This is a genomic window from Alteromonas sp. AWJ4_197 (assembly GCF_056160285.1).
The window spans coordinates 386,037-406,262 of the sequence record NZ_JBSWWW010000005.1 but is presented as its reverse complement, the minus strand read 5'-3'; the positions used below and the strand labels follow the sequence as shown (position 1 = coordinate 406,262).

The 20,226-nt window shown below is 48.9% G+C and carries 17 protein-coding genes; 6 read left to right on the top strand and 11 right to left on the bottom strand.

Annotated features, from left to right (window positions below):
- Positions 1–46 precede the first annotated feature (46 nt).
- The 4 genes from tyrA to ACXAGC_RS13450 form a co-directional block, all read right to left on the bottom strand.
- Positions 47–1,192, bottom strand: coding sequence for a bifunctional chorismate mutase/prephenate dehydrogenase (tyrA, locus tag ACXAGC_RS13465; protein ID WP_474844791.1), 1,146 nt, complete (start codon positions 1,190–1,192; stop codon positions 47–49).
- Positions 1,193–1,222: 30 nt separating this feature from the next.
- The gene (locus ACXAGC_RS13460; protein WP_474844790.1) at positions 1,223–2,314 is read right to left on the bottom strand and encodes a 3-deoxy-7-phosphoheptulonate synthase; all 1,092 of its coding nucleotides are present in this window, start codon (positions 2,312–2,314) and stop codon (positions 1,223–1,225) included.
- A 236-nt stretch (positions 2,315–2,550) separates the two neighbouring features.
- The gene (locus ACXAGC_RS13455) at positions 2,551–3,066 is read right to left on the bottom strand and encodes a maltose acetyltransferase domain-containing protein (protein WP_474844789.1); all 516 of its coding nucleotides are present in this window, start codon (positions 3,064–3,066) and stop codon (positions 2,551–2,553) included.
- Positions 3,067–3,162: 96 nt separating this feature from the next.
- On the bottom strand, positions 3,163–5,295 hold the full coding sequence (locus tag ACXAGC_RS13450) for a TonB-dependent siderophore receptor (protein ID WP_474844788.1): 2,133 nt from the start codon (positions 5,293–5,295) through the stop codon (positions 3,163–3,165).
- A 254-nt stretch (positions 5,296–5,549) separates the two neighbouring features.
- Here ACXAGC_RS13450 and ACXAGC_RS13445 point away from each other — a divergent pair, with 254 nt between their 5' ends.
- The 3 genes from ACXAGC_RS13445 to ACXAGC_RS13435 are packed head-to-tail and all read left to right on the top strand — an operon-like array spanning position 5,550 to position 7,609.
- The gene (locus ACXAGC_RS13445) at positions 5,550–5,879 is read left to right on the top strand and encodes a DMT family transporter (RefSeq protein ID WP_119500791.1); all 330 of its coding nucleotides are present in this window, start codon (positions 5,550–5,552) and stop codon (positions 5,877–5,879) included.
- Positions 5,880–5,897: 18 nt separating this feature from the next.
- Entirely contained in the window at positions 5,898–6,995 is a 1,098-nt protein-coding gene (locus ACXAGC_RS13440; RefSeq protein ID WP_474844787.1) for a sensor histidine kinase, read from the top strand.
- A 2-nt stretch (positions 6,996–6,997) separates the two neighbouring features.
- A complete protein-coding gene (locus ACXAGC_RS13435; RefSeq protein ID WP_119500789.1) occupies positions 6,998–7,609 on the top strand; it encodes a response regulator transcription factor in 612 nt (203 codons plus the stop codon).
- Positions 7,610–7,687: 78 nt separating this feature from the next.
- Here the strand turns inward: ACXAGC_RS13435 and rplS are convergent, their stop codons facing one another.
- The 7 genes from rplS to ACXAGC_RS13400 all read right to left on the bottom strand — a co-directional run bounded on the left by rplS (position 7,688) and on the right by ACXAGC_RS13400 (position 13,825).
- Positions 7,688–8,047, bottom strand: coding sequence for a 50S ribosomal protein L19 (gene rplS / locus ACXAGC_RS13430; RefSeq protein ID WP_119500788.1), 360 nt, complete (start codon positions 8,045–8,047; stop codon positions 7,688–7,690).
- 18 nt (positions 8,048–8,065) lie between these two features.
- Positions 8,066–8,827 carry a tRNA (guanosine(37)-N1)-methyltransferase TrmD gene (gene trmD, locus ACXAGC_RS13425; protein ID WP_474844786.1) on the bottom strand — a complete coding sequence of 254 codons (762 nt, stop codon included), beginning with the start codon at positions 8,825–8,827 and terminating at the stop codon, positions 8,066–8,068.
- Positions 8,827–9,348, bottom strand: coding sequence for a ribosome maturation factor RimM (gene rimM, locus ACXAGC_RS13420; protein WP_474844785.1), 522 nt, complete (start codon positions 9,346–9,348; stop codon positions 8,827–8,829). Before rimM ends, trmD begins: the two co-directional genes overlap by 1 nt.
- Before the next feature lie 25 nt (positions 9,349–9,373).
- Positions 9,374–9,625: a 30S ribosomal protein S16 gene (gene rpsP, locus ACXAGC_RS13415; RefSeq protein WP_070174859.1), complete on the bottom strand. Its 252-nt coding sequence runs from the start codon at positions 9,623–9,625 to the stop codon at positions 9,374–9,376.
- 135 nt (positions 9,626–9,760) lie between these two features.
- The gene (locus ACXAGC_RS13410) at positions 9,761–10,648 is read right to left on the bottom strand and encodes a response regulator (RefSeq protein WP_474844784.1); all 888 of its coding nucleotides are present in this window, start codon (positions 10,646–10,648) and stop codon (positions 9,761–9,763) included.
- Complete coding sequence (locus tag ACXAGC_RS13405; protein ID WP_474844783.1) at positions 10,629–12,659, bottom strand: MHYT domain-containing protein; 2,031 nt, start codon at positions 12,657–12,659, stop codon at positions 10,629–10,631. The genes ACXAGC_RS13410 and ACXAGC_RS13405 overlap by 20 nt, the downstream gene beginning before the upstream one ends.
- Positions 12,656–13,825 (bottom strand): HD domain-containing phosphohydrolase, encoded by a 1,170-nt coding sequence (locus tag ACXAGC_RS13400; RefSeq protein ID WP_474844782.1) that lies wholly within the window; start codon positions 13,823–13,825, stop codon positions 12,656–12,658. The genes ACXAGC_RS13405 and ACXAGC_RS13400 overlap by 4 nt, the downstream gene beginning before the upstream one ends.
- Positions 13,826–14,055: 230 nt before the next feature.
- Here ACXAGC_RS13400 and ACXAGC_RS13395 point away from each other — a divergent pair, with 230 nt between their 5' ends.
- From ACXAGC_RS13395 to ACXAGC_RS13385, 3 genes are all read left to right on the top strand, one after another.
- Positions 14,056–15,816, top strand: a complete 1,761-nt coding sequence (locus ACXAGC_RS13395; protein WP_474844781.1) for an ABC transporter transmembrane domain-containing protein — start codon at positions 14,056–14,058, stop codon at positions 15,814–15,816.
- Positions 15,817–15,941: 125 nt separating this feature from the next.
- Positions 15,942–16,997, top strand: a complete 1,056-nt coding sequence (locus ACXAGC_RS13390; RefSeq protein WP_119500781.1) for an efflux RND transporter periplasmic adaptor subunit — start codon at positions 15,942–15,944, stop codon at positions 16,995–16,997.
- Positions 16,990–20,103 carry an efflux RND transporter permease subunit gene (locus ACXAGC_RS13385; RefSeq protein WP_474844780.1) on the top strand — a complete coding sequence of 1,038 codons (3,114 nt, stop codon included), beginning with the start codon at positions 16,990–16,992 and terminating at the stop codon, positions 20,101–20,103. Before ACXAGC_RS13390 ends, ACXAGC_RS13385 begins: the two co-directional genes overlap by 8 nt.
- The last annotated feature ends 123 nt before the right edge of the window (positions 20,104–20,226 follow it).

Genomic DNA, 20,226 nt, shown 5'->3' with positions numbered 1-20,226 from the left:
ACAAACGTCCACCTTTCTCTATTAATTAAATATCAAATAAAGATAATTAATTTTTCCTCAACATCTCATCATCGTCGGCTTTTAATAAAAGCTGTTTACTGTCGACAAGACATTTTTTCGCGTAATCTCCGAACCAGCTGCCAATGCGGTTAAACTCATCGATAAATGCCTGTTTATCGCCTTTTTCTAATAACGATAATGCATGTCCGAAACGCTCATGAAAACGCTTCAGCAACGCAAAGTTATCAGGATTATTGAAGATAATGTCTGCGTAGAGTTGCGGCGACTGAGCGAACAGGCGGCCTACCATTGCCAGTTCAAGACGATAAATCGGTGAGCTGAATACTGTCAGAGTTTCCAGATCCGGGTTTTCACCCTGCAAATGTGCGCCATAAACAAATGTATTGAAGTGGCGCATTACCTGAATAAAGGCCATTGCCCGGTCGTGTTCTTCTGCCGTGCTGTGATGAACAGTGGCACCCCAGGTGCGCATTTGCTCAATCAACCACTGATAGCTGGCTTCTCCCCTGCCATCACATACCACCACAACCTGCTTTATCATACCGGGCGCATCGGGTCCGAACATGGGGTGTAAACCCACCACCGGACCTTTGTGGCACGACAGCATGGTGGTCAGAGGCTTCACTTTAATACTGGTGATGTCAGCCAGCACACAATGTTCAGGCAATGCATCCAGTTGTCTGATCACCGCTTCAGTCAGTGTAATAGGTACGGCAACGATCACCACATCTGCCCGCGCAAAAAGCTGTTCCGTTTCCGGTTTTGACCAGTCGTCTTTTTCTACCACTGCCACCGGATAACCGGACTTTTCAAACAGACTGACGATGACTTTACCCAGCGCACCGGCACCACCGACAATAACAACCTGCTGAATATCAGGATTAATACAGCGGTAGCGGTTATTCTGGGTGTGATAAGACTCACGCATGATCCTGCGCAGTAAATCTTCGGTTAAATCAGGCGATACACCGGCAGCTTCTGCATCGGCACGTCTTGAGGCAATGAGTTCTTTTTCCCGCTCGGGCACATACACAGGCATGCCTGTTTCCGCTTTGATTTGACCAACCTGAGTGGTCAGTTTTGCCCGCCGGGATAATAAAGAAACGAGCTCAGCATCGAGCTCGTCAATACCTGACCGCAACGCGGCCAGTTTACTGGAATGATCCATCATGTTGCGACTCTGAAGAGAGGCGCTGCAGCTTCAGGCTACAGCAGACCGTTTATTTTGGCGCAATGGTAACACAGTTATCAGCTTATCTCTGGTTTGGGTAATAAGCGTATCTGTGGTTTCCCAGTCAATACATCCGTCAGTGATTGACACACCGTACTCCAGCTCGTCAACAGGCACACCATCACCTTTCTGGTTACCGGCATTAATATGACTTTCAAGCATGATACCGATAATCGACTGGTTACCTTCCAGAATCTGGTTAACCACGTTCTGTGCAACCAGCGGCTGACGACGGTAATCTTTGGAGGAGTTAGCATGACTGCAATCCACCATCAATCCTGCAGTCAGACCGGCTTTTTCCAAATCAACTTCGCAGTCAGATACACAAACGGAGTCGTAGTTTGGTTGTTTACCGCCACGCAGAATGATATGGCCGTCAGGGTTACCACTGGTAGAAATCACCGCTACCTGCCCCTGTTTGTTAATACCCATAAAGCTGTGACCGGAAGCAGCTGATTTCAGAGCATTTACTGCAATATCCAGGCTGCCGTCTGTGCCGTTTTTGAATCCGACTGGCATAGACAGACCTGATGCCATTTCACGGTGGGTCTGAGACTCAGAAGTACGGGCACCGATAGCACTCCAGCTGAACAGCTCTGCCAGATATTGCGGGCTGATTGGATCCAGCGCTTCTGTCGCAACAGGGATTTCCAGCTCTGCTAACCAGATCAGTAACTCACGGGCTTTACGCAGGCCGGTTTCAATATCAAACGTACCGTCCAGGTGCGGGTCATTTATCAGCCCTTTCCAGCCTGTGGTTGTACGTGGTTTTTCAAAATACACACGCATAACAATGAAAAGGGTATCTTTGCACGACTCATGAAGTTCTTTCAGGCGCAGCGCATAATCTTTCGCAGCGTCGATGTCGTGAATGGAACAGGGACCACAGATCACCAGTAAACGGTGGTCACGGCCATGAATAATATCGGAAATAATTTTTCTGGATTCAGAGATAGCCGAAAGGGCTTCATCAGAAACCGGCAATTCTTTAGCTAAATCATCCGGAGTGATCAGTACCTGTTCAGCACTGACGTGTACGTTGTTAACGGTGTCCTTAATCATGAGACTCTCTTCATAAAATAAAATTGGTTGGCCTGCCTGCAGTGACCTTTTGCAAAATTGCCGCCGGCGCTACACGGTATTTTAACTGCCCGCTCACGATGTAAATCTAAGTTTACAGAATATAAAAATCTTTATTGGCGTAGCTCGTTGACTTTTTATCAATTTTTGATAGAGGCCGCAACCGCCACCGGAGACTTTTTTGACACTACGCCGGCAAAATCGTTCTAAAGACCAGGTTATCGCCGGCCTGCGACTGCGCCGTCGGGGATGACTGTATTGTCTTTTATTACGGTGCCCGGCAGAATTGTTACGCCATTTCCGATAGTTACATTACTCCCTATCACCACAGGACGTGCCCGTTGCCATCCGGCAAGTCGTTTTTGGGGATCTTTATGATGCTCAACGGTGGCAATGACAACATTATCTCCGGCCATTATATTATCGCCGGTTTCCACAGAAGCGCCATCGAGAATGGTTAAATAACAACCAGCGGTAAACACACCCCTGCAAACAATTTGAAATCCGTAATCACAACTAAAGTGACGGCTTGTCTGTAAACCCGTGGCACCGGGAATAAGTTGACTGAGTACTTGTGACTTTTCCGTTCCTGAGAGAACGTCAGCCTGATGACACAGCTTTTTTGCCTGCGCCCTGGCTTGCCTGAGGCCGGCATCATTAGTGAGATACCATTCCCCTGCCAGCATGTTCAGAAATTCAGGATTGTGCTGTAAAAGTGAAGTGCCGTTTTCCATTCAGAAATGCCTGTAAAGATGGGGAAGAGAAAGCCTATCACAGACACAAAAATGCCCGCTACTCAGGCGGGCATTTTGTTACATTGTCAGCAGGAATTAATAATCCCAGCTAACCGTCAGACTGTAGTTTGTCGGTGATCCGTAGAATGCCTGCTCGGTTCTTACTGAGCTGAGGTATTTCTCGTCAGTAATGTTATCCAGATTCAGGCTGAAAGACAGATTATCACTGAAGCTGTAGGTCACATAACCGCCCAGCACAGCGTATGCATCCTGAGTAATACGGCCATAACCTGATGTGAAATAAGTTTCACTCTGATACCGGGCAGACAGACCCATATTAAGCTTTTCATTCCACACAGGTGCATAGTCCGCCAGCATCTTAAAAGTTCGACGGGGAATAAAGGTACGGGCTTCATCGCCGTTCTCTTCATCCATGCTCAGCACAGTTAAGCCACCCTGAACGGATAACTCATCAGTGATTGCACCGGACAGTTCAACTTCAAAACCGTTTGAGTCTACGGTTACACCACGGTACAGCGCATAATTAAAGTCATCTGAGTAATCGTCATCATCAACACCGTCACCATCGCCGTATTCGATGAATTCATACAGGTTTTCCTGTTCCGTTCTGAACAGTGCAACAGTCAGCAGGAAGTTGTTTGCGAACTCTTTCTTAACGCCCATTTCATAGCTGCGGCCTTCTGCTGACCCCAGAGGCTGAAGATCTTCATTCAGGTAATACTGTGGCTGATAAATATCGCTGTAGCTGCCGTATACATTCAGGCCTTCCAGAACTTCCCAGGTAAAGCCGATATACGGGCTGCTGCCATTTTCAGTCGTAGAGGTTGACGCGCCCCAGGACTCACCCTCGTTTTCATAGTCAACAAAGCTGACACCAAGCACCAAATCAAGCGCATCGGTAACCGCAAGCTGTACTGAGCCGTAAAAACGGTTTAATGAAATGTCGGTATAACCCGCTTGATAAGGTGCCGCCCATTCAGGGAGTGCCACTTCAGTTCCCGTCCAGCCCGGCAGAGCAGGCATGTCATCAAAGCCGCTCAGTGCACCGTAATCCATGTCACTGGTTTCTGCATCAGCCAGGCTGACACCAACATTAAATGTATGTTCCCAGCCCCACGCCTCAAACGTACCTTGCAGGTTGTTATCCCAGATTAAGGTTTTATCTTCGGCATCAAATCTACCCGGATAACCCAGCATGCCTAAGCCCGTTTCAGCGTCTAAGCCGGTGTTGGAATAGGTGTAAAATAGCGCAGAGTGATCTTCATAGCGGATGTGATTCAGCTTAGACGTGTATTGCAGATTGTCGTTAATAAACCAGTTCAGTTCGGCAAAGGCGGTTTTATTCAGGGTATCCCAGTATGTCCAGTCCATTGCTGTCGTGGTAGAGCGGTCAAAGTCGACTTGAGTACCGTCTGAATAAATCAGAGGCACTGCGCCCCAGGTTACACCGTCACTGTTGTTGTCCTGATGCGAATAGCCGAACATCACAGTCACGCTGTCACTCAGCTGTCCGTCAACGATACCGTAGAACACATTACGTTCATTTTCGTACAGGTTCAGCCAGCTCTCTTTATTTTGATGGGCCACCACCACACGGGCTGCCCAACTGCCGGAATCAGTCAGTGGCGTGGATACATCAGCCACAGTTCGCATGGATGCCCAGCGGCCCAGTGTAAAGTCAACACTGGCTTCGGTTTCGTTACCGGGGCGTTTGCGCACGTAGTTTACCGTACCGGACGGATTACCCAGGCCGGTGATCAGACCGTTTGAACCACGGATAAACTCGACCTTTTCATAAATCGCCGTATCCAGATCGCCGACAAAAATATCGCCGAAAGGAATGCCCGAGCCGTCAATGTGCATACTGGTGATGTCAAAACCACGGGCGTTGAAGTATGTCCGGTCGGTTTCAGACTGGTCGACGTTAATACCTGTCACCTGCTTAAACAGGCTGTTGATATCACTTAAGCGGTAGTCTTCAATCAGATCAGATTCCAGAATCGACAGCGACTGTGGCGTATCAAAGCTGTCCAGACCCAGGCCAGTCGCGCCTGAACTGATACGCTGAACGCGACTTTCAACAATTCGGATTACTTCGATATTGTCTTCATCCGCTTGCGCACCGTTGTTGTCTGCATCAGCATTCTGCGCCTGTACAGCCATTGCCAGCATGATAGGTGAAAGCGCAAAAATGTGCTTTTTAGTCATTGTGAAACCTGCTCTTAACCAAAGTGAAAATTCGGACGACATTATAAAGAGGACATAGCGAATTTCAAATAATAATTATTATCATTAACATTAGATAATCATTATTTATCATGACATTTGTCATCTGACACTGATGATGTTTGTGACTTACAACAGGCAACCGCTCAAGCCATACTGAACATGCTTCAACATTGAGTACATTTAACCGGCACTTAACCCGCTGCAAGCCCGGCTTGCACAATAAGGAGAACACCATGATTTATGTATTACTTGCTTGCGCCATTTTCACAGAAGTTGCTGCCACACTTTGTTTAAAAATGTCGGACGGCTGGGAAAAATGGCATTATGGCTCTGCGTCAATTGCTCTTTATGCAATCTCAGGAATGATATTTGCGGCCGTATTAAAAAATATGGGTATTGGTGTCGCCTATGCAATATGGTCGGGGATGGGCATTGCGCTTATTGTCACTGCGTCAGTTGTATTTTGGAACCAAAAATTCGACACTTACGCTGTTGCGGGAATAGTGCTCATACTTTCGGGTACACTATTAATTACCAGCAAATCTGCCGTCGTATTCCAATAAGGAAGGAATTCATCAGTTATGCATGCTTCTCAGCTACCGTTACTGTCGGAAGGATCCAAGAAAAAATGGTCTTACAGTTCATTAATTTTCTCGTTATCTTATTTTGTCCCTCTTTTTTATGCTGAATCAGTTGCTCCCCGGGAGTTAGTGATCTTTGGCTGCGGATACATCCTGTTTGTGGCTCTGTATCTGCTTGCCATTCACTGCAAGCTCTCTACCCTGCCCCTGCCTTTGTCGGCTTTGACGGCCCTGTCATTTACCATCAGCTTTTACAATCCGGGAGCGTCTGTACTATTTGGCTTTATTGCATATATTGCCGGCTACTACTACCCGGTTTCCGCCGGTATCGCATTTGTACTGTTTACCGGTTTGTCCTTAACAGGCTTACAATTATTCTGGTTTGATGATCACCTGCTATTTTTTCTCGCTTCATTAATTAACCTGCTTGTACTTTTTTGCTTTGGCGTAATGGAACGTAAGGAAACCTGGAGCCAGCTCAAAGATGCCAGACACGCAGAGTCACTGAGTGCGCTCAGTGCTATTGCAGAAAGGGAACGCATTGGCCGTGACCTCCATGACATTGCCGGCCACGCACTAAGCAGCATGTCACTGAAAGCACAGTTAGCGGGGAAACTCATCGAAAAAGGCCGCACGCAGGAAGCACACCGGGAAGTAAAAGCGCTTGCACATCTTTCTCAGTCTCTTTTAAGCGAGATCCGTCATGCAGTCAGCGACCTGAAAAAACTCAGCGTTTCGGAAGAAATTACCAAAAACACCCGCGCACTCTCTGAACTGGGCTTTGCAGTCAACGCCTCTGTTCACGACGATGCATTTAGCGGTCTCAGCGCCTTGCAAGAATCTCATCTCGCGCTGGTCGTAAAAGAAGTATTTACCAATATTTTGCGGCACAGCAAGGGGAATCTTGTGAGTCTTTCAGCCCTGCGGGAAAACGGAATGTTAGCGATAACGATTGAAGATAATGGTAAGCATGCGGTTATTGATGCGGGAAATGGACTGACTGGCATCAGAGAACGCGCCGGCTTAATAGGTGCAGAGATGTCGATAACGAGTGGCGACGCAACAAGGGTCAGACTGACCTTACACACCGGAGAATAACTATGCAGGCTATTTCGTTACTCATTGTCGAGGACCAGTCACTGGTGCGGGATGCTATCGCCAGTTTACTGGATCTGGAAGATGACATCACAGTCACCGGAAAGTGTGTGGACGGGGAAGCTGCCATCTCATGGCTTAGTAACAATCCTCATCCGGATATGATTTTGTCTGACATCGAAATGCCAAATCTGAGTGGCCTGGACATGGCCCGTAAGTTACAGGACTCAGGTTTTGCCGGCACTGTGGTATTTATGACGACATTTTCTAAACCCGGTTATATTAAACGGGCTATGCAGCTTGGTGCAAAAGGCTTTATTTTAAAAGAATCTGACAGTGATTATCTTATCTCAGCGTTAAGGAAAATCAATCGTGGAGAACGTGTCATTGATCCTGAGCTGGCTTTACTGGCATTAGATGACAATAACCCCCTGTCTGAAAAGGAGCGTAAGGCGCTGAAACTCGCCAGCGACGGATTAAAAACCAAAGAAATTGCATCTCAGTTATTTCTGTCAGAAGGCACGATTCGAAATTATCTCTCAGAGTCCATTGCCAAACTCGGGGCAACAAACCGTGTTGATGCAGCCAGAATCGCAGAACAGAAAGGCTGGCTGTAAAGGTTTTTCAGAAGGTACAAAAAAGCCCGCTTAAAGCGGGCTTTTTCATAGTTAACAGTAACGCAAGGATTAGTAATCTTAGTTAAGCTTCTCTTTGATACGTGCAGATTTACCTGAACGCTCACGCAGATAGTAAAGCTTAGCACGACGAACTGCACCACGACGTTTAACTTCAATAGAAGAAACCGCCGGGCTGTGTGTTTGGAACACACGCTCTACGCCTTCGCCGCTTGAAATTTTACGTACGGTAAAAGACGAGTGAAGACCACGGTTACGCTTAGCGATAACAACACCTTCGTACGCCTGAAGACGCTCTTTGTCACCTTCAGTAACGCGAACTTTTACTACTACTGTGTCACCTGGACCAAATGCAGGAACATCAGCTTTGAGCTGTGCTTGCTCAATTTTCTTGATGATATCTTGACTGACTTTGCTCATCATATCCTCTCGTCCTAGTTAACTGTCATCTTGCTGCAACTGCGACTTGAATACTTCAAGAAGACGCTGCTGCTCCTCAGTCAGAGCTAGGTGGTTTAATAACTCGGGGCGACGCTGCCAGGTTCTGCCCAGCGATTGCATCTGTCGCCACTGTCTGATTTTTTCGTGATCACCGCTCAACAACACAGGAGGAACCGCTTTACCGTCAAGTACTTCAGGCCGCGTGTAATGCGGACAATCCAGTAACCCGTCGGTGAAAGAATCTTCAATGGCAGAAGCCTGATGACCGAGTACACCCGGAACCATTCTGGCTACCGCATCCATGAGCACAAGCGCTGGCAGTTCGCCGCCGCTTAGCACGTAATCCCCTACTGACCATTCTTCGTCAACATGGGCCTCAATGACGCGCTCATCGATTCCTTCATAACGCCCGCAGATAAAAATCATGCGGTCGTTAGTGGCAAGGCGTTTAACCCCTGCCTGATCCAGCTTTTTACCCTGTGGTGATAAGTAAATCACCTTTGCATGTTCACCGCCGGCTTGTTTCGCCGCGGCGATGGCGTCAGTTAAAGGCTTCACCATCATCAACATACCCGGACCACCGCCATAAGGGCGATCATCGACGGTACGATGACGATCGTGTGTGTAATCACGTGGGTTAAACATCTCGACATCCAGAATGCCTGATTTCACAGCCCGTCCCACAACGCCTTGTTGCATGAAGGGTGCGAACATATCAGGAAACAAACTGATAACGCCGAACCATTTCTCCGCAGTCACTAGAACCCCGGGTCCCAGTCTACCGTAATTACACTTGCAGCCTTATCTACCGATTTAATGACGGAGTCCATCACATACGGCAATAATCTTTCTTTTTGACCAAATGCGTCATTCACTTTGGCGCGGACCTGCAAAACGTCATTTGCGCCAGTGTTAAACACATCTTTCACCACACCCAAATCGTAACCTTGCGTAGTTACGACCTGCATGCCGGTGAGCTCCCGCCAGTAAAATTCACCTTCACCAAGTTTAGGTAACTGGTTTTCGTTAATTGCGATGTCCAGATTCTTGATGCGCTCTGCGTCATCACGACTCTCTACACCGACAACTTTCGCCACCAGACTTTTACCGTGGGGTCGCCACTGATCAATCCGGTATTCTTTACCATCACTGAGTTGCCACGGTGAATAGTCAAAAATACCTTCTGGTACATCAGTAAAGCTGTTGATCTTGACCCAACCTTTCACACCATACGATGCCCCGATCTTGCCAATAATCACTTTGTCAGACGCTTGACTCATCTTTACCTACCAGATTAAGGACAGCTTACGCTGCCGCTTTTTTAGCTTCTTTTACCAAGCTGTTAACGCGCTCAGATAAGCTCGCGCCAACACCAACCCAGTATTCAACACGCTCAAGATCTAAACGCAGACGTTCTGCCTGACCTTGTGCAGTTGGGTTGAAGAAACCGACGTTTTCGATGAAACGACCGTTTCTTGCGCGGCTGCTGTCAGCCACAACTACTTGATAAAATGGACGCTTTTTCGCGCCACCACGCTGTAAACGAATAGTAACCATAGTTGCCTCAAACTCGTTGTAGCGTTACCGTTAACTTACCTCGTTGAAAGCACTGAAAAATCAGCGCCAACAAGAAGGCCGCGGCATTATACGGATCTACGCTTTAATTGCAAGTTTAGTGATGAAAAAAGCGCCTCAGGACACCTTTTCCGATACGGTGTGGATGATGGGGTAAGGTAAGTTCCACATATGCAGCATAAATAACAATGCCTGTCGGGGTGAAACTTTTGCCGGGATGGTCACACCGGCCAGCAAATCCTGTTTCAACGCCATGATCATCAGAACCAGTGCATTAAGGGGGGTAGCATGGTCTTTGCACCGGGAAAGTGCCTGTTCCAGCCTGGCGCCCACTGCAGGTTCGTCTAATAACCCCGGCAGCCGCATCATTAACTCAGCGGTGAACAACAACGCATAAAATTGACTCTCCCCCAGTGTCAGTTTCAATGATGCATCCTTGAAATCACTATAATCTCCCTGCCCGAAAAAACGTTCGCCACAAAGAGACACGGCCTTTTTCATATTATCATTGATATCAGGCCGCGCAGATGCACTGAGCTCGCACAAATTGGAATTGACGCACTGCATGAACTGTTTTAGCAAGGTAAAAGAATTAAACAAAGGTGAACTGACTGCCATCGACTGACAAGCAGCACTATCCGGAAAAGTCTGATTTACTTCCTCAACAGCACGCAAATGCTGGGTCAGCAAACCATGTGAGCAGGGTTTTGTAAACCAGCAATGAGACACCTGACTTCCCTGCAGTACTAAACTCTCATTCGCCTGGCCTGATAACACGAAACGACTGATCACCGGATTGCCTTCACTCACTTTATCCAGAAATTCAACACCGTTCATCACCGGCATCATAATGTCGGTAATAACTACATCAGGCGTATCTGACGCGATAGCCTCCAGCCCTTTTTGCGGCGAGTCAGCAATACTGATTTTCCAGCCGGTCTGATACAACGCCCGTTTAAGGCCGTTGAGCACCATTTTTTCATCATCAACAAAGAGTATTTTCATCACTGAGCTCACTTTCAACGGTCTGCGGGTGTTCCACCGGTAAAACAATTTTAAAGGTAGTACCTAGTCCAATTTCACTGTTCACTAATATCTGGCCTTTGTGCTTTTCTATAATCACTGCATAGGCCAGTGAAAGCCCCTGCCCAGTTCCTTTACCGGGCGGTTTGGTCGTAAAAAACGGTTCAAAAATGCGTTTGCATACCTCTTTACTCATGCCTGTTCCATTATCGGTAATCTCAATGATCACCGTGTCATCCTCAGGATACACACGCACCTGAATCAAACCTTTTTCCATCCGTTCGCGGCCAAACTTTTCTTCTACGGCATGGGCGGCATTAACAATAAAGTTTAGTACCACCTGATTCACTTCGTCTCTGCTGCAGGTCACCAGCGGCACGTCTTCAGAAAACTCCGCTTCGAGGTCGGCCACATAACGCCATTCCCCCCGCGCAACGGTAATAGTTGAGGAGATCGCTTCTTTCAGGTCGACCTTATGCATTTTTTCGTCACCGGAATGGGAAAAAGACTTCATCGCCCCGACGATTTTTGCAATACGCTGCAAACCTTCAACCGACTGATCAAACGCCACTGGCATCTCGTCAATAAGGAACTCAATATCTTCACCCTTCATCAGAGCTTCAAGTTCTGCTCTTATTTCAGCCTGTTCGCCTTCATCCTTACTGTTGAGAAGCGCATGAACGGTTTTCATCACAGAAATGCCAGTTTCAGATGCGCCCTTTAAGAAGAAGATATTGTCTGACACATACTGCGTCGGGGTATTTATTTCATGAGCAATACCGGCAGCAAGCTGGCCGATGGATTCCATTTTCTGTGCCTGCCGCAACTGGTCTTCCAGCATAAGTCGTTGGGTGATATCACGGATAACCACGTTGAACAGATGCATGTTCTGTATAACCACGGTCATAGGAGAAAAATTCATTTCGCAATGGAAGGTAGTGCCGTCCGACCGTTTACCGTCCAGTTGCATGACGTGTTGTTGCTTCCCTTCTTCACCGGCTCCTGTGAGCAGCCGGATGTCGAATCCGGGCAGGATTTTTGTAATATCCTCGTTGCGCAACTGGTCTGCATCTTTATATCCGAACAAACTGAGACCGACGGTATTAACGCCGGTAATCCGGCCATTTTCATTGACCACCAGCAAGCCGTCAGCCAGGTTTTCCACGATGTCTTTCTCTCTGGCAGCGCTGACTTTGGCTGTAAGCTCAGCAGCCTGTAAACGCTTGTCAAAAATTGACCCCAGCAGCGTTGTTGCAAAAATGACGAACACCAGTGTTGTAATAGCCAGTGCGAGAATGGCTGGTTCAGCGTGGCCCCCGGTCTCTGAGGGAATAAATGTTACTGGCAAATAATAATGCACCGCATACATTGCCACATAGTGCATGCCCGCGATGGCCATGCCCATCACCATGGCACAGCCCACCAGTCCTAATTGCCCGCGAATGTTTTTACGCTGTATGTAAATCACCATATAAATGGCAACCATCGCAAACAGCCAGGCGCAAACGATGGAGAGTAAGAAGAAGCCAAAATCGTAGGTCATGGCAGCTTCAGTCTCCATAGCTTCCATGCCTGTGTAATGCATTGCCCCGATCCCGATCGCCAGACTCAATGAACTCAGTTGAATATTGGTAAAGGTGAATACTTGTGTCGCTATGAGTTTCGCAGCGATATAAGCGCCAACAATGGGTGGCAATATAGACACCATGGTCAATGCCACATCAAATGACATGCCGATAGGTAACATAAAGGCGAGCATGCCGGTGAAGTGCATCGCCCATACCCCTAACCCAAATGTCACACTGCCAAACCGCTTCCATTGCCGTCTTGTTGACAATAATTCGGTTTGCCACATCCGTTTTAACACGACAATTAGCGAGTAGGCCGCCAGTGTTGAAACGAGCAGAGAAAGGAAAAGAATAAAGTGATTATAATGACCGTTTACTTCCGTATATAACGCCGGCTCCGGCGTAATAAACCTCCAGAAAGTCATACTGCAATATCCTCCGCATTTCCGGCGTCACCGTTGTCTTCCAGATACACTCCGATCATCAGTGCAGGACTTAACGCACCACTTTGTATGCATACAGTGAGGATCTGTTTGAGTGTAGTGGTTACTACCTGCCCTTCTCTGGCCAGTTGCTTTCCGGCGTTGGTCGCGATTTTTTCTGATATCACCATACCGGGTTCAATGGACGATACCGGCACAGACATCAAATCGGATTTGCGCAGCAACATTCGGGTAAAGACCGACAAAATTTTGCCGTCGTACCAGCGGGCATCTGTTTCCAGCCGGCGTAATGCATCCACCGTGGACATGCCTGTCTCCCGTGCCCTGATAAAATCATTAACCACTTTAAGCATTCTCGCTCCGAAAGGAATGTCTGCACCTTGTACATCGTCAGCGGGGACACCTTCCCCGTTAAAGCACTTGTCCTGATAGCGGATGTTCCTGGCTACCGCTTCAAAGCGGGGAATTTTTTCCAGTAAATCGCTGGCCAGACTGGCGTGTTGTTCAATCAGTTCATTTTCAGCCGCCGTCAGCTTGCTGGTTTCATACTGGTCGGCCAGTACGCCCGGCAATAGAATCGTTCCCAACTGTGATAACTCAGCAACGGGTTCCAACATCCAGCTTTGTTTTAGCTTCAGTTCCCTTGCGAGCTGAAGCATGTACATTTTCAACTGTACATTGTGTGCTGCAGCCTTCGGATTCACCAACTCCAGGACTTCAGCCAGAACACTGACAATGCCTCTTACTGTCTGATTCAACAGGCCCTTTTCTGCCATAATCAGACTATGTTGATGAAATCCGGCTTCTATAACCCGCTTCAGTTCAACAACAGAACAGGGTTTGGTGAGAAACCTGAAAACATCCCCCTCGTTTACTGCATCTATGGCTGTTTGCTGATCGCCGTTACCGGTAAGCATAATTCTCACAGTGTCCGGATAGAGACGCTTTACTTCTCTTAGCAGCGATAAGCCATTCATATCCGGCATAGTCATGTCAGTGACAAGCACGGCATAATGATTTTCTGCCATCAGTGCCAGCGCCGCTTTACCGCTGTTTGCCACATCAAAAGCAAGTTGCCCCCGAAGATTGCGCCGGAAAGAATCGAGCACATTGGCCACATCATCCACCAGTAGTGCTTTGTTTTGCATGGAGGCTCCCGGAGACGGTTCACTTGTTTAACAAACACAGAACCTGACTGACTACTAAAAATACCTTTTGCTGTTGTTTAACTATGGTCAATCTCCGGTGAAATTCAAATTATGGGTCAGAAATTTATTGTGTTTTTGGTCTTGCTGAATGACGAAGTGGTCTTATCCGGCAATCCTGATAGTTAACTGTGGCGTAAAATACAAAGTTCAGTGTTTTTTGAGATACCGGCATGACTTCAGATCAAGGAAAGAATAAGGCAACAACCTGGCAGGTTGTTAAATGGATCCGGACCCTGCTCACGGGCTACCGGATACAGGTGACAGGCGCAATCATCGCCTTGCTGGTGGCCTCCGGCGCGTGGCTGCTTCTGGGTCAGGGAATTAAGCTGGCCGTCGATCAGGGTTTTATGAACGACAACGCAGACATGCTGAACCGGGCAATTATTGGTGTTCTTGTGATTACTGCGGTGGCAAGCCTGGCAACCTATGTGCGTTTTTACCTGATGACCTGGCTGGGTGAACGCATCAGTGCCGATATACGCATCAGCGTATTTTCTCATTTGCTCACCCTGCCACCATCTTTCTTTGCAAAATTACGCACCGGAGAAGTCATTTCCCGCTTCACCAGCGACACCACCATTATTCAAACTGTGGTGGGTATGAGTCTGTCGATGGCGATCCGCTCCTTTATCACTTTCACCGGCGCGCTGGTGCTGATGACCATCACCAGCCCGGTGCTGACCTTGTGCGTATTACTGGCGGTGCCTGCGGTGTTAGTCCCCATCCGTTTGCTTGCCCCTCAGGTACGCCATTACGCCCGTCTGAGTCAGGACAGGGTGGCAGATTTGGGGGCGCATATTGATCAAAGTTTACATGAAATAATGACTGTACAGGCTTTCAACGCAGCAGATTTGGAACGTTCCCAGTTCAAGGCCGGCGTGGATGCCGTTATGGAAACCGCCGGACGCCGTATCCATTACCGTTCTATGCTGATTGGATTAATTATGCTGCTGAGTCTCAGCGCTATCGTCCTGATTGCCTGGTTCGGTGCCAGACAAGTGTTTGCCGGTGATATGACCGCAGGTGAACTGTCAGCCTTTTTATTCTATGCGGTGATGGCCGGCGGCAGCGTGGCAACCATCAGCGAGGTTATCGGCGAAGTTCAGCGTGGAGCCGGCGCCAGCGAACGGTTACTGGAACTTTTACATACGGTGCCGGACATCTCCCCGGGCATAACACAGTTCAGTAATGACACGGCCAGACCACCAGCCATCATTTTTGACAATATTACTTTTTGTTACCCCGGCAGCGGCGTCCTGTTTAATCAACTGTCTTTAACTGTCAATCCCGGCGAGAAGGTTGCCCTGGTAGGGGCCAGCGGAGCAGGAAAAACGACGCTGTTTCAATTGTTGCTTCGCTTTTATGATGTGCGCAAAGGCACCATTCTGCTGGACGAAGCCCCTATAACGTCATTATCGCTGGAATCATTAAGAAGTCAGATCGCGATTGTTACTCAGGAGCCCGTGGTTTTTGCCACCAGCGTACTTGAAAATATCCGCTACGGTTGCCCGTCAGCCAGCGATGAGCAGGTCAGGAAAGCAGCTAAATCCGCATTTGCCCACGAATTCATTGAAGAGCTGGAGAAAGGCTATCACACTCAGTTGGGAGAACGGGGAGTAAGGTTGTCCGGCGGTCAGAAGCAGCGCATTGCCATTGCCCGTGCCCTGCTGGCCAACAGGCCAGTACTGTTACTTGATGAAGCAACCAGCGCACTGGATGCCCGCAGTGAAAAAATGGTGCAGGAGGCGCTGAATAAGCTGATGCAGGGTCGTACTACCATTATCATTGCTCACAGGCTGGCCACCGTGAAACATGTTGACCGGATCATCGTCATGGATAAAGGACACGTTGTAAGTACAGGAAAACACGATGAACTGATAGAAAACGATACGCTGTACAGGGAGTACGCTGAACTGCAATTGCTTAGCTGACAAGGCTGTGGTGCTATACACAGCTTATAAAAACAAAAATTTAACAACAATCACTTTACTGACTCCGGCGCGTCTCCGTTCAGCGTGCAGGAGAGTGACAAGCGTTGATGAAACACGGAAATACAATGAAAACCCAACTACGAACCTCTGTTTTTTTTAGTCTCACTGTTTTATTTTCCATAGTGAGCAGCAGTGCCAATGCCCAGTTTTTTGGCGATAATCAGGCCAAACTCGTTGTCCTTGAAGAAATTAAATTTCAATATGCCAAACGGGATGTGGAAGCTGTGGGAACTGCAGAAGCCGTCCGCTCGGTTGTATTGTATCCCGCTGTTGCAGACGAAGTGACTGAAGTGAATTTTGTACCGGGCCAGTATGTAGAACAGGGCCGGGTACTGGTAAAACTGGACGACCGCCGTCAGCAGGTTGCCGTTCGCCGCGCTGAGCTCCAGTTACTTGACGCAGAACGTTCCTATAAACGTTTACAGGAAAGCCGGGCAAAGGGCGCCATTCCCCAGAGTGAACTCGATCTGGCGCAAACCACCCGTGACCTTGCCAAAGTTACCCTTGATGAAGCCAAAGCAGATTTAGAAGACCGCACCGTTGAAGCACCGTTCAGCGGGATTGTCGGCCTGACAGATGTTGAAGTGGGCGATCGTATTACAGCCACCACCGCCATCACGACTCTGGATGACAGAAGCAAACTCTTTGTTGATTTCCGCGCCCCTGAAGCAGCGCTTACTGTATTGCTCAACCAGCCGGAAGTCACGTTACAACCCTGGACAAACCGCGATAAAACACTGCCGGCAGAAATTGCTGAAGTTGACTCGCGTATCAGCGAAACTGACCGTACCTTACGTGCACGGGCTATCCTGGACAACAATCTAGACAACTACCGCCCGGGCATGAGCTTCCGTGTAAACCTTGAGATTAATGGCAATGAATATGCGGCTGTACCTGAAGCTTCTTTGTTATGGGGTGCAACCGGTGCCTACGTGTGGATTGCTGAAAATGGTAAAGCCCGCCGCGTTGATGTGATTGTGCATCAGCGTCTGCGAGGCACAATTCTCGTATCCGGTAACCTGTCTCCGGGTGATATGCTGATTTCTGAAGGTGTTCAGCGTCTTCGTGAAGGGCAGCAAATCACAACCGAACTGGCACGCCGGAGCGACAACAATGACTAAGCACTCTCAACAGACCGGCGATTTGCCGTCGGTTTCTATTCGCCGCCCCGTATTAATTGTTGTACTTAATCTGCTTATTGTCATTGCCGGCTTTGCTGCCGTTAACGGTCTGGAAGTACGGGAACTGCCTGACGTTGATACACCACAAATCACTGTAACGGCGGAGTACCCCGGCGGTTCTCCGGAAACCGTGGACGCTGAAGTGACCAGCCGGCTGGAAGGCGCAGTGGCCCGGGTCAGCGGTGTGAAAAATATCTACGCTCAGAGCGAAGAAGGCTCCGCCCGCGTGCGGGTTGAGTTCAGACCCGGCATTGATTTGGAAGATGCTGCCAATGAAACCCGCGAATCAGTAAGCCGTGTACAGCGCCAGTTACCCGAGGATGTGGAACAGGTATCCATTATCCGTGCAGACAGTGACGCTCAGGCGGTAGTCAGTCTGGCAGTATCCAGTGACACTCTGGATATGGAAACGCTGACCGAGCGTGTTGATAGCGATCTGGCGCCGCTATTTTTGAGTATTCCCGGAGTTGCTGACGTACAGTTAAGTGGCGACCGCGAGCGCGTACTTCGCGTGTCTGTCGATCCTCTGCGGCTGACCAGTTTCAACCTGTCGATGACAGATGTGGCAAATGCACTCGAATTAGCGCCCTTTGATGTTCCTGCAGGGAGCATCCAGTCTCAGGACCAGTCTCTCATCGTCCGCGCAGATGCGACGTCTGTTTCAGCACAGGATGTTTCAGATATCGTGATCAGCGGAGATATCCGGGTTGGCGATGTCGCCAGCGTATTTTTTGGCCCCGCAGACAGCAGCAGTATGGTGCGCCTTGACGGTCGTCCGGTGATTGGTTTAGGCGTGATCAGACAAGCCAGCTCTAATACCATCGAAATTTCAGATGAAGTTATGGCCATGGTGGAAGATCTGAACAAACGCTTTGTTGATATGGACATTGTCGTAACCAGTGATGACGCTGAATTCATCCGTGATTCTGTGGGCGAAGTGATTGGCTCTTTAAGCATCACCATTATTCTGGTTGTGTTTACATTATTAGTCTTCATTGGTTCATGGCGTGCAACCATCGTCCCCGCCCTGTCCATTCCGGTATCCCTGGCTGGGGCGCTTGGCATTATCTGGATGCTTGGCTTCTCAATCAATATTCTTACCCTGCTCGCACTGGTGCTGGCAACCGGGATGATTGTTGATGATGCTATTGTGGTGTCAGAAAATATTCAGCGTCGCCGGGGCATGGGCCTCGGAGCCAGAGCCGCGGCAGTTATCGGTACCCGTGAAGTGTTTTTTGCGGTTGTAGCAACCACGGCGGTACTCGCTTCGGTGTTCATCCCCATCGCATTTTTACCGTCTACGGCGGGACGTCTGTTCAGAGAATTCGGCGGTGTACTGGCCGGTGCGGTAATCATTTCATCCTTCGTCGCACTTTCTCTGGTACCTGCTCTGACCGCACGTTTGCCGGTGAAGAAAGCCAAAGAGAAAGGCATATTTTCAGCCACGCTGGGACGTTTCGGAAATGCATGCCTGCGTGGTTATCAGCGCTCACTTTTATGGTCGCTTAAATACGCCTGGCTTATTGTCCTGTTAAGTATTCTGGCTGCTGTTGGCGCCTGGTTTACAGCTCAGAATATCAACAATGAGCTGCTACCCAGCGAAGACCGTGGCACAATCCGTATTTTCGCCCGTGGCCCTGACGGCGCAGGCATGAATTTTATGGATCGTCAGGCTCATAAGATGGAAGAGGTGCTGCTGCCTTACGTCGAAAACGGTACTGTGGATTCTATCTATACGGTAGTCGGCTCCTGGGATCCAAACATTGTATTTATCACAGTACCTCTTAAACACTGGGATGACCGCGATAAATCATTACAGGATATCGTGTCGGAAATCCGTCCTCAGTTGCAGGCAATTCCGGGAGCGCCGGGAAATGCATTCGGGGGCAACAGCCTGAATTTACGTGGACAGGGTGGCGGACTTGAACTCGCCCTGACCGGTAGCAGCTACGAACGTATTTATGAAGCCGCGATGGACTTTGCAGCCGCTATTGAAACCAACATTCCGGAATTGGGTTCACCCCGTGTGAGTTATGAACCCACCCAGCCTCAAATGCGTGTGAATATCGACCGTCGCCGGGCAGAAGAGCTGGGCGTACCGCTTAGTGACATTGCTGCGACACTCAGGGCTGCCGTGAATGGCGACGATATTGCTGATTTGAATGTGGGTGACCAGGCGATTCCAATCATGCTGGAATCCAGCAGACGAAATACCAGCAACCCGTCGGATTTAACTAATCTCTATGTGAAGTCTGATAATGGCTCACTCATCCCGCTGAGCAGCGTAGCGTACATCACGGAAGAAGGTGTTGCCGCGGAGCTGGAGCGTCAGTCCCAGCGCAGAGCTATTAAACTGGAAATGGAATTACCTGACGGCTTCCCCATCAATGAAGCTGTAGAGAAAATCCGCGCCCTCGGCAACGACACACTTCCTGATGGCATTGGCACTGTGTTCCTGGGCGAGGCACAAACATTTGAAGAAACCTCTCAGCAAGTTGCACTGACTTATGTTCTGGCTTTCATCATCGTGCTGCTGGTTCTGGCAGCGCAGTTTGAGAGTGTTAACAGTGCCATTGTGGTTATGCTCACTGTACCCTTTGGTATCGCCGCAGCGATTTATGCGCTGTACCTGACCAATACCACAATTAATGTGTATTCGCAGATTGGTCTGGTGATGCTGATAGGCCTGCTGGCGAAGAACGCCATCCTGCTCATCGAATTCGCTGACCAGCTCCGCGACCACGGCCATTCAGTTTACGACGCCATAGTAGAGGCCGGTAAGGTACGTCTGCGTCCGATTATGATGACACTGGTATCCACCATCCTGGGTGGTCTGCCGCTTATCCTGTCCTCCGGTGCCGGCGCGGAATCCCGTAACGCTATCGGTTGGGTGGTGTTTGGTGGATTAGGTATCGCGGTAGTGTTTACTCTTTACCTCACACCGGTGCTGTATCTCGCCCTCGCCCGTTTCACCAAGCCACGGGCTGATGAAACCCAGCGGCTGGAGAAAGAACTCACCGATGCTGATGAACAGCAAATAGCGTAAACAACACAGCAAAAACAAAGGCCGCTTCAAATTGAAGCGGCCTTTTTCATGTCGTCAGTACTTATTTTATCTGTTCAGAATTCAGATACCGGTCATCTCTGCAAGACGCCGTATTTTATCGTT

Bases quoted from the DNA above. Each gene is read 5' to 3' on its own strand.
- tyrA (WP_474844791.1), bottom strand. From the start codon at position 1,192: ATGATGGATCATTCCAGTAAACTGGCCGCGTTGCGGTCAGGTATTGAC.
- ACXAGC_RS13405 (WP_474844783.1), bottom strand. From the start codon at position 12,659: ATGACTTTCTGGAGGTTTATTACGCCGGAGCCGGCGTTATATACGGAA.
- ACXAGC_RS13385 (WP_474844780.1), top strand. From the start codon at position 16,990: ATGACTAAGCACTCTCAACAGACCGGCGATTTGCCGTCGGTTTCTATT.
- rplS (WP_119500788.1), bottom strand. From the start codon at position 8,047: ATGAGCAAAGTCAGTCAAGATATCATCAAGAAAATTGAGCAAGCACAG.
- ACXAGC_RS13445 (WP_119500791.1), top strand. From the start codon at position 5,550: ATGATTTATGTATTACTTGCTTGCGCCATTTTCACAGAAGTTGCTGCC.
- rpsP (WP_070174859.1), bottom strand. From the start codon at position 9,625: ATGGTTACTATTCGTTTACAGCGTGGTGGCGCGAAAAAGCGTCCATTT.
- ACXAGC_RS13455 (WP_474844789.1), bottom strand. From the start codon at position 3,066: ATGGAAAACGGCACTTCACTTTTACAGCACAATCCTGAATTTCTGAAC.
- ACXAGC_RS13410 (WP_474844784.1), bottom strand. From the start codon at position 10,648: ATGAAAATACTCTTTGTTGATGATGAAAAAATGGTGCTCAACGGCCTT.
- ACXAGC_RS13400 (WP_474844782.1), bottom strand. From the start codon at position 13,825: ATGCAAAACAAAGCACTACTGGTGGATGATGTGGCCAATGTGCTCGAT.
- ACXAGC_RS13390 (WP_119500781.1), top strand. From the start codon at position 15,942: ATGAAAACCCAACTACGAACCTCTGTTTTTTTTAGTCTCACTGTTTTA.
- ACXAGC_RS13395 (WP_474844781.1), top strand. From the start codon at position 14,056: ATGACTTCAGATCAAGGAAAGAATAAGGCAACAACCTGGCAGGTTGTT.
- ACXAGC_RS13440 (WP_474844787.1), top strand. From the start codon at position 5,898: ATGCATGCTTCTCAGCTACCGTTACTGTCGGAAGGATCCAAGAAAAAA.
- ACXAGC_RS13435 (WP_119500789.1), top strand. From the start codon at position 6,998: ATGCAGGCTATTTCGTTACTCATTGTCGAGGACCAGTCACTGGTGCGG.
- ACXAGC_RS13460 (WP_474844790.1), bottom strand. From the start codon at position 2,314: ATGATTAAGGACACCGTTAACAACGTACACGTCAGTGCTGAACAGGTA.
- ACXAGC_RS13450 (WP_474844788.1), bottom strand. From the start codon at position 5,295: ATGACTAAAAAGCACATTTTTGCGCTTTCACCTATCATGCTGGCAATG.
- rimM (WP_474844785.1), bottom strand. From the start codon at position 9,348: ATGAGTCAAGCGTCTGACAAAGTGATTATTGGCAAGATCGGGGCATCG.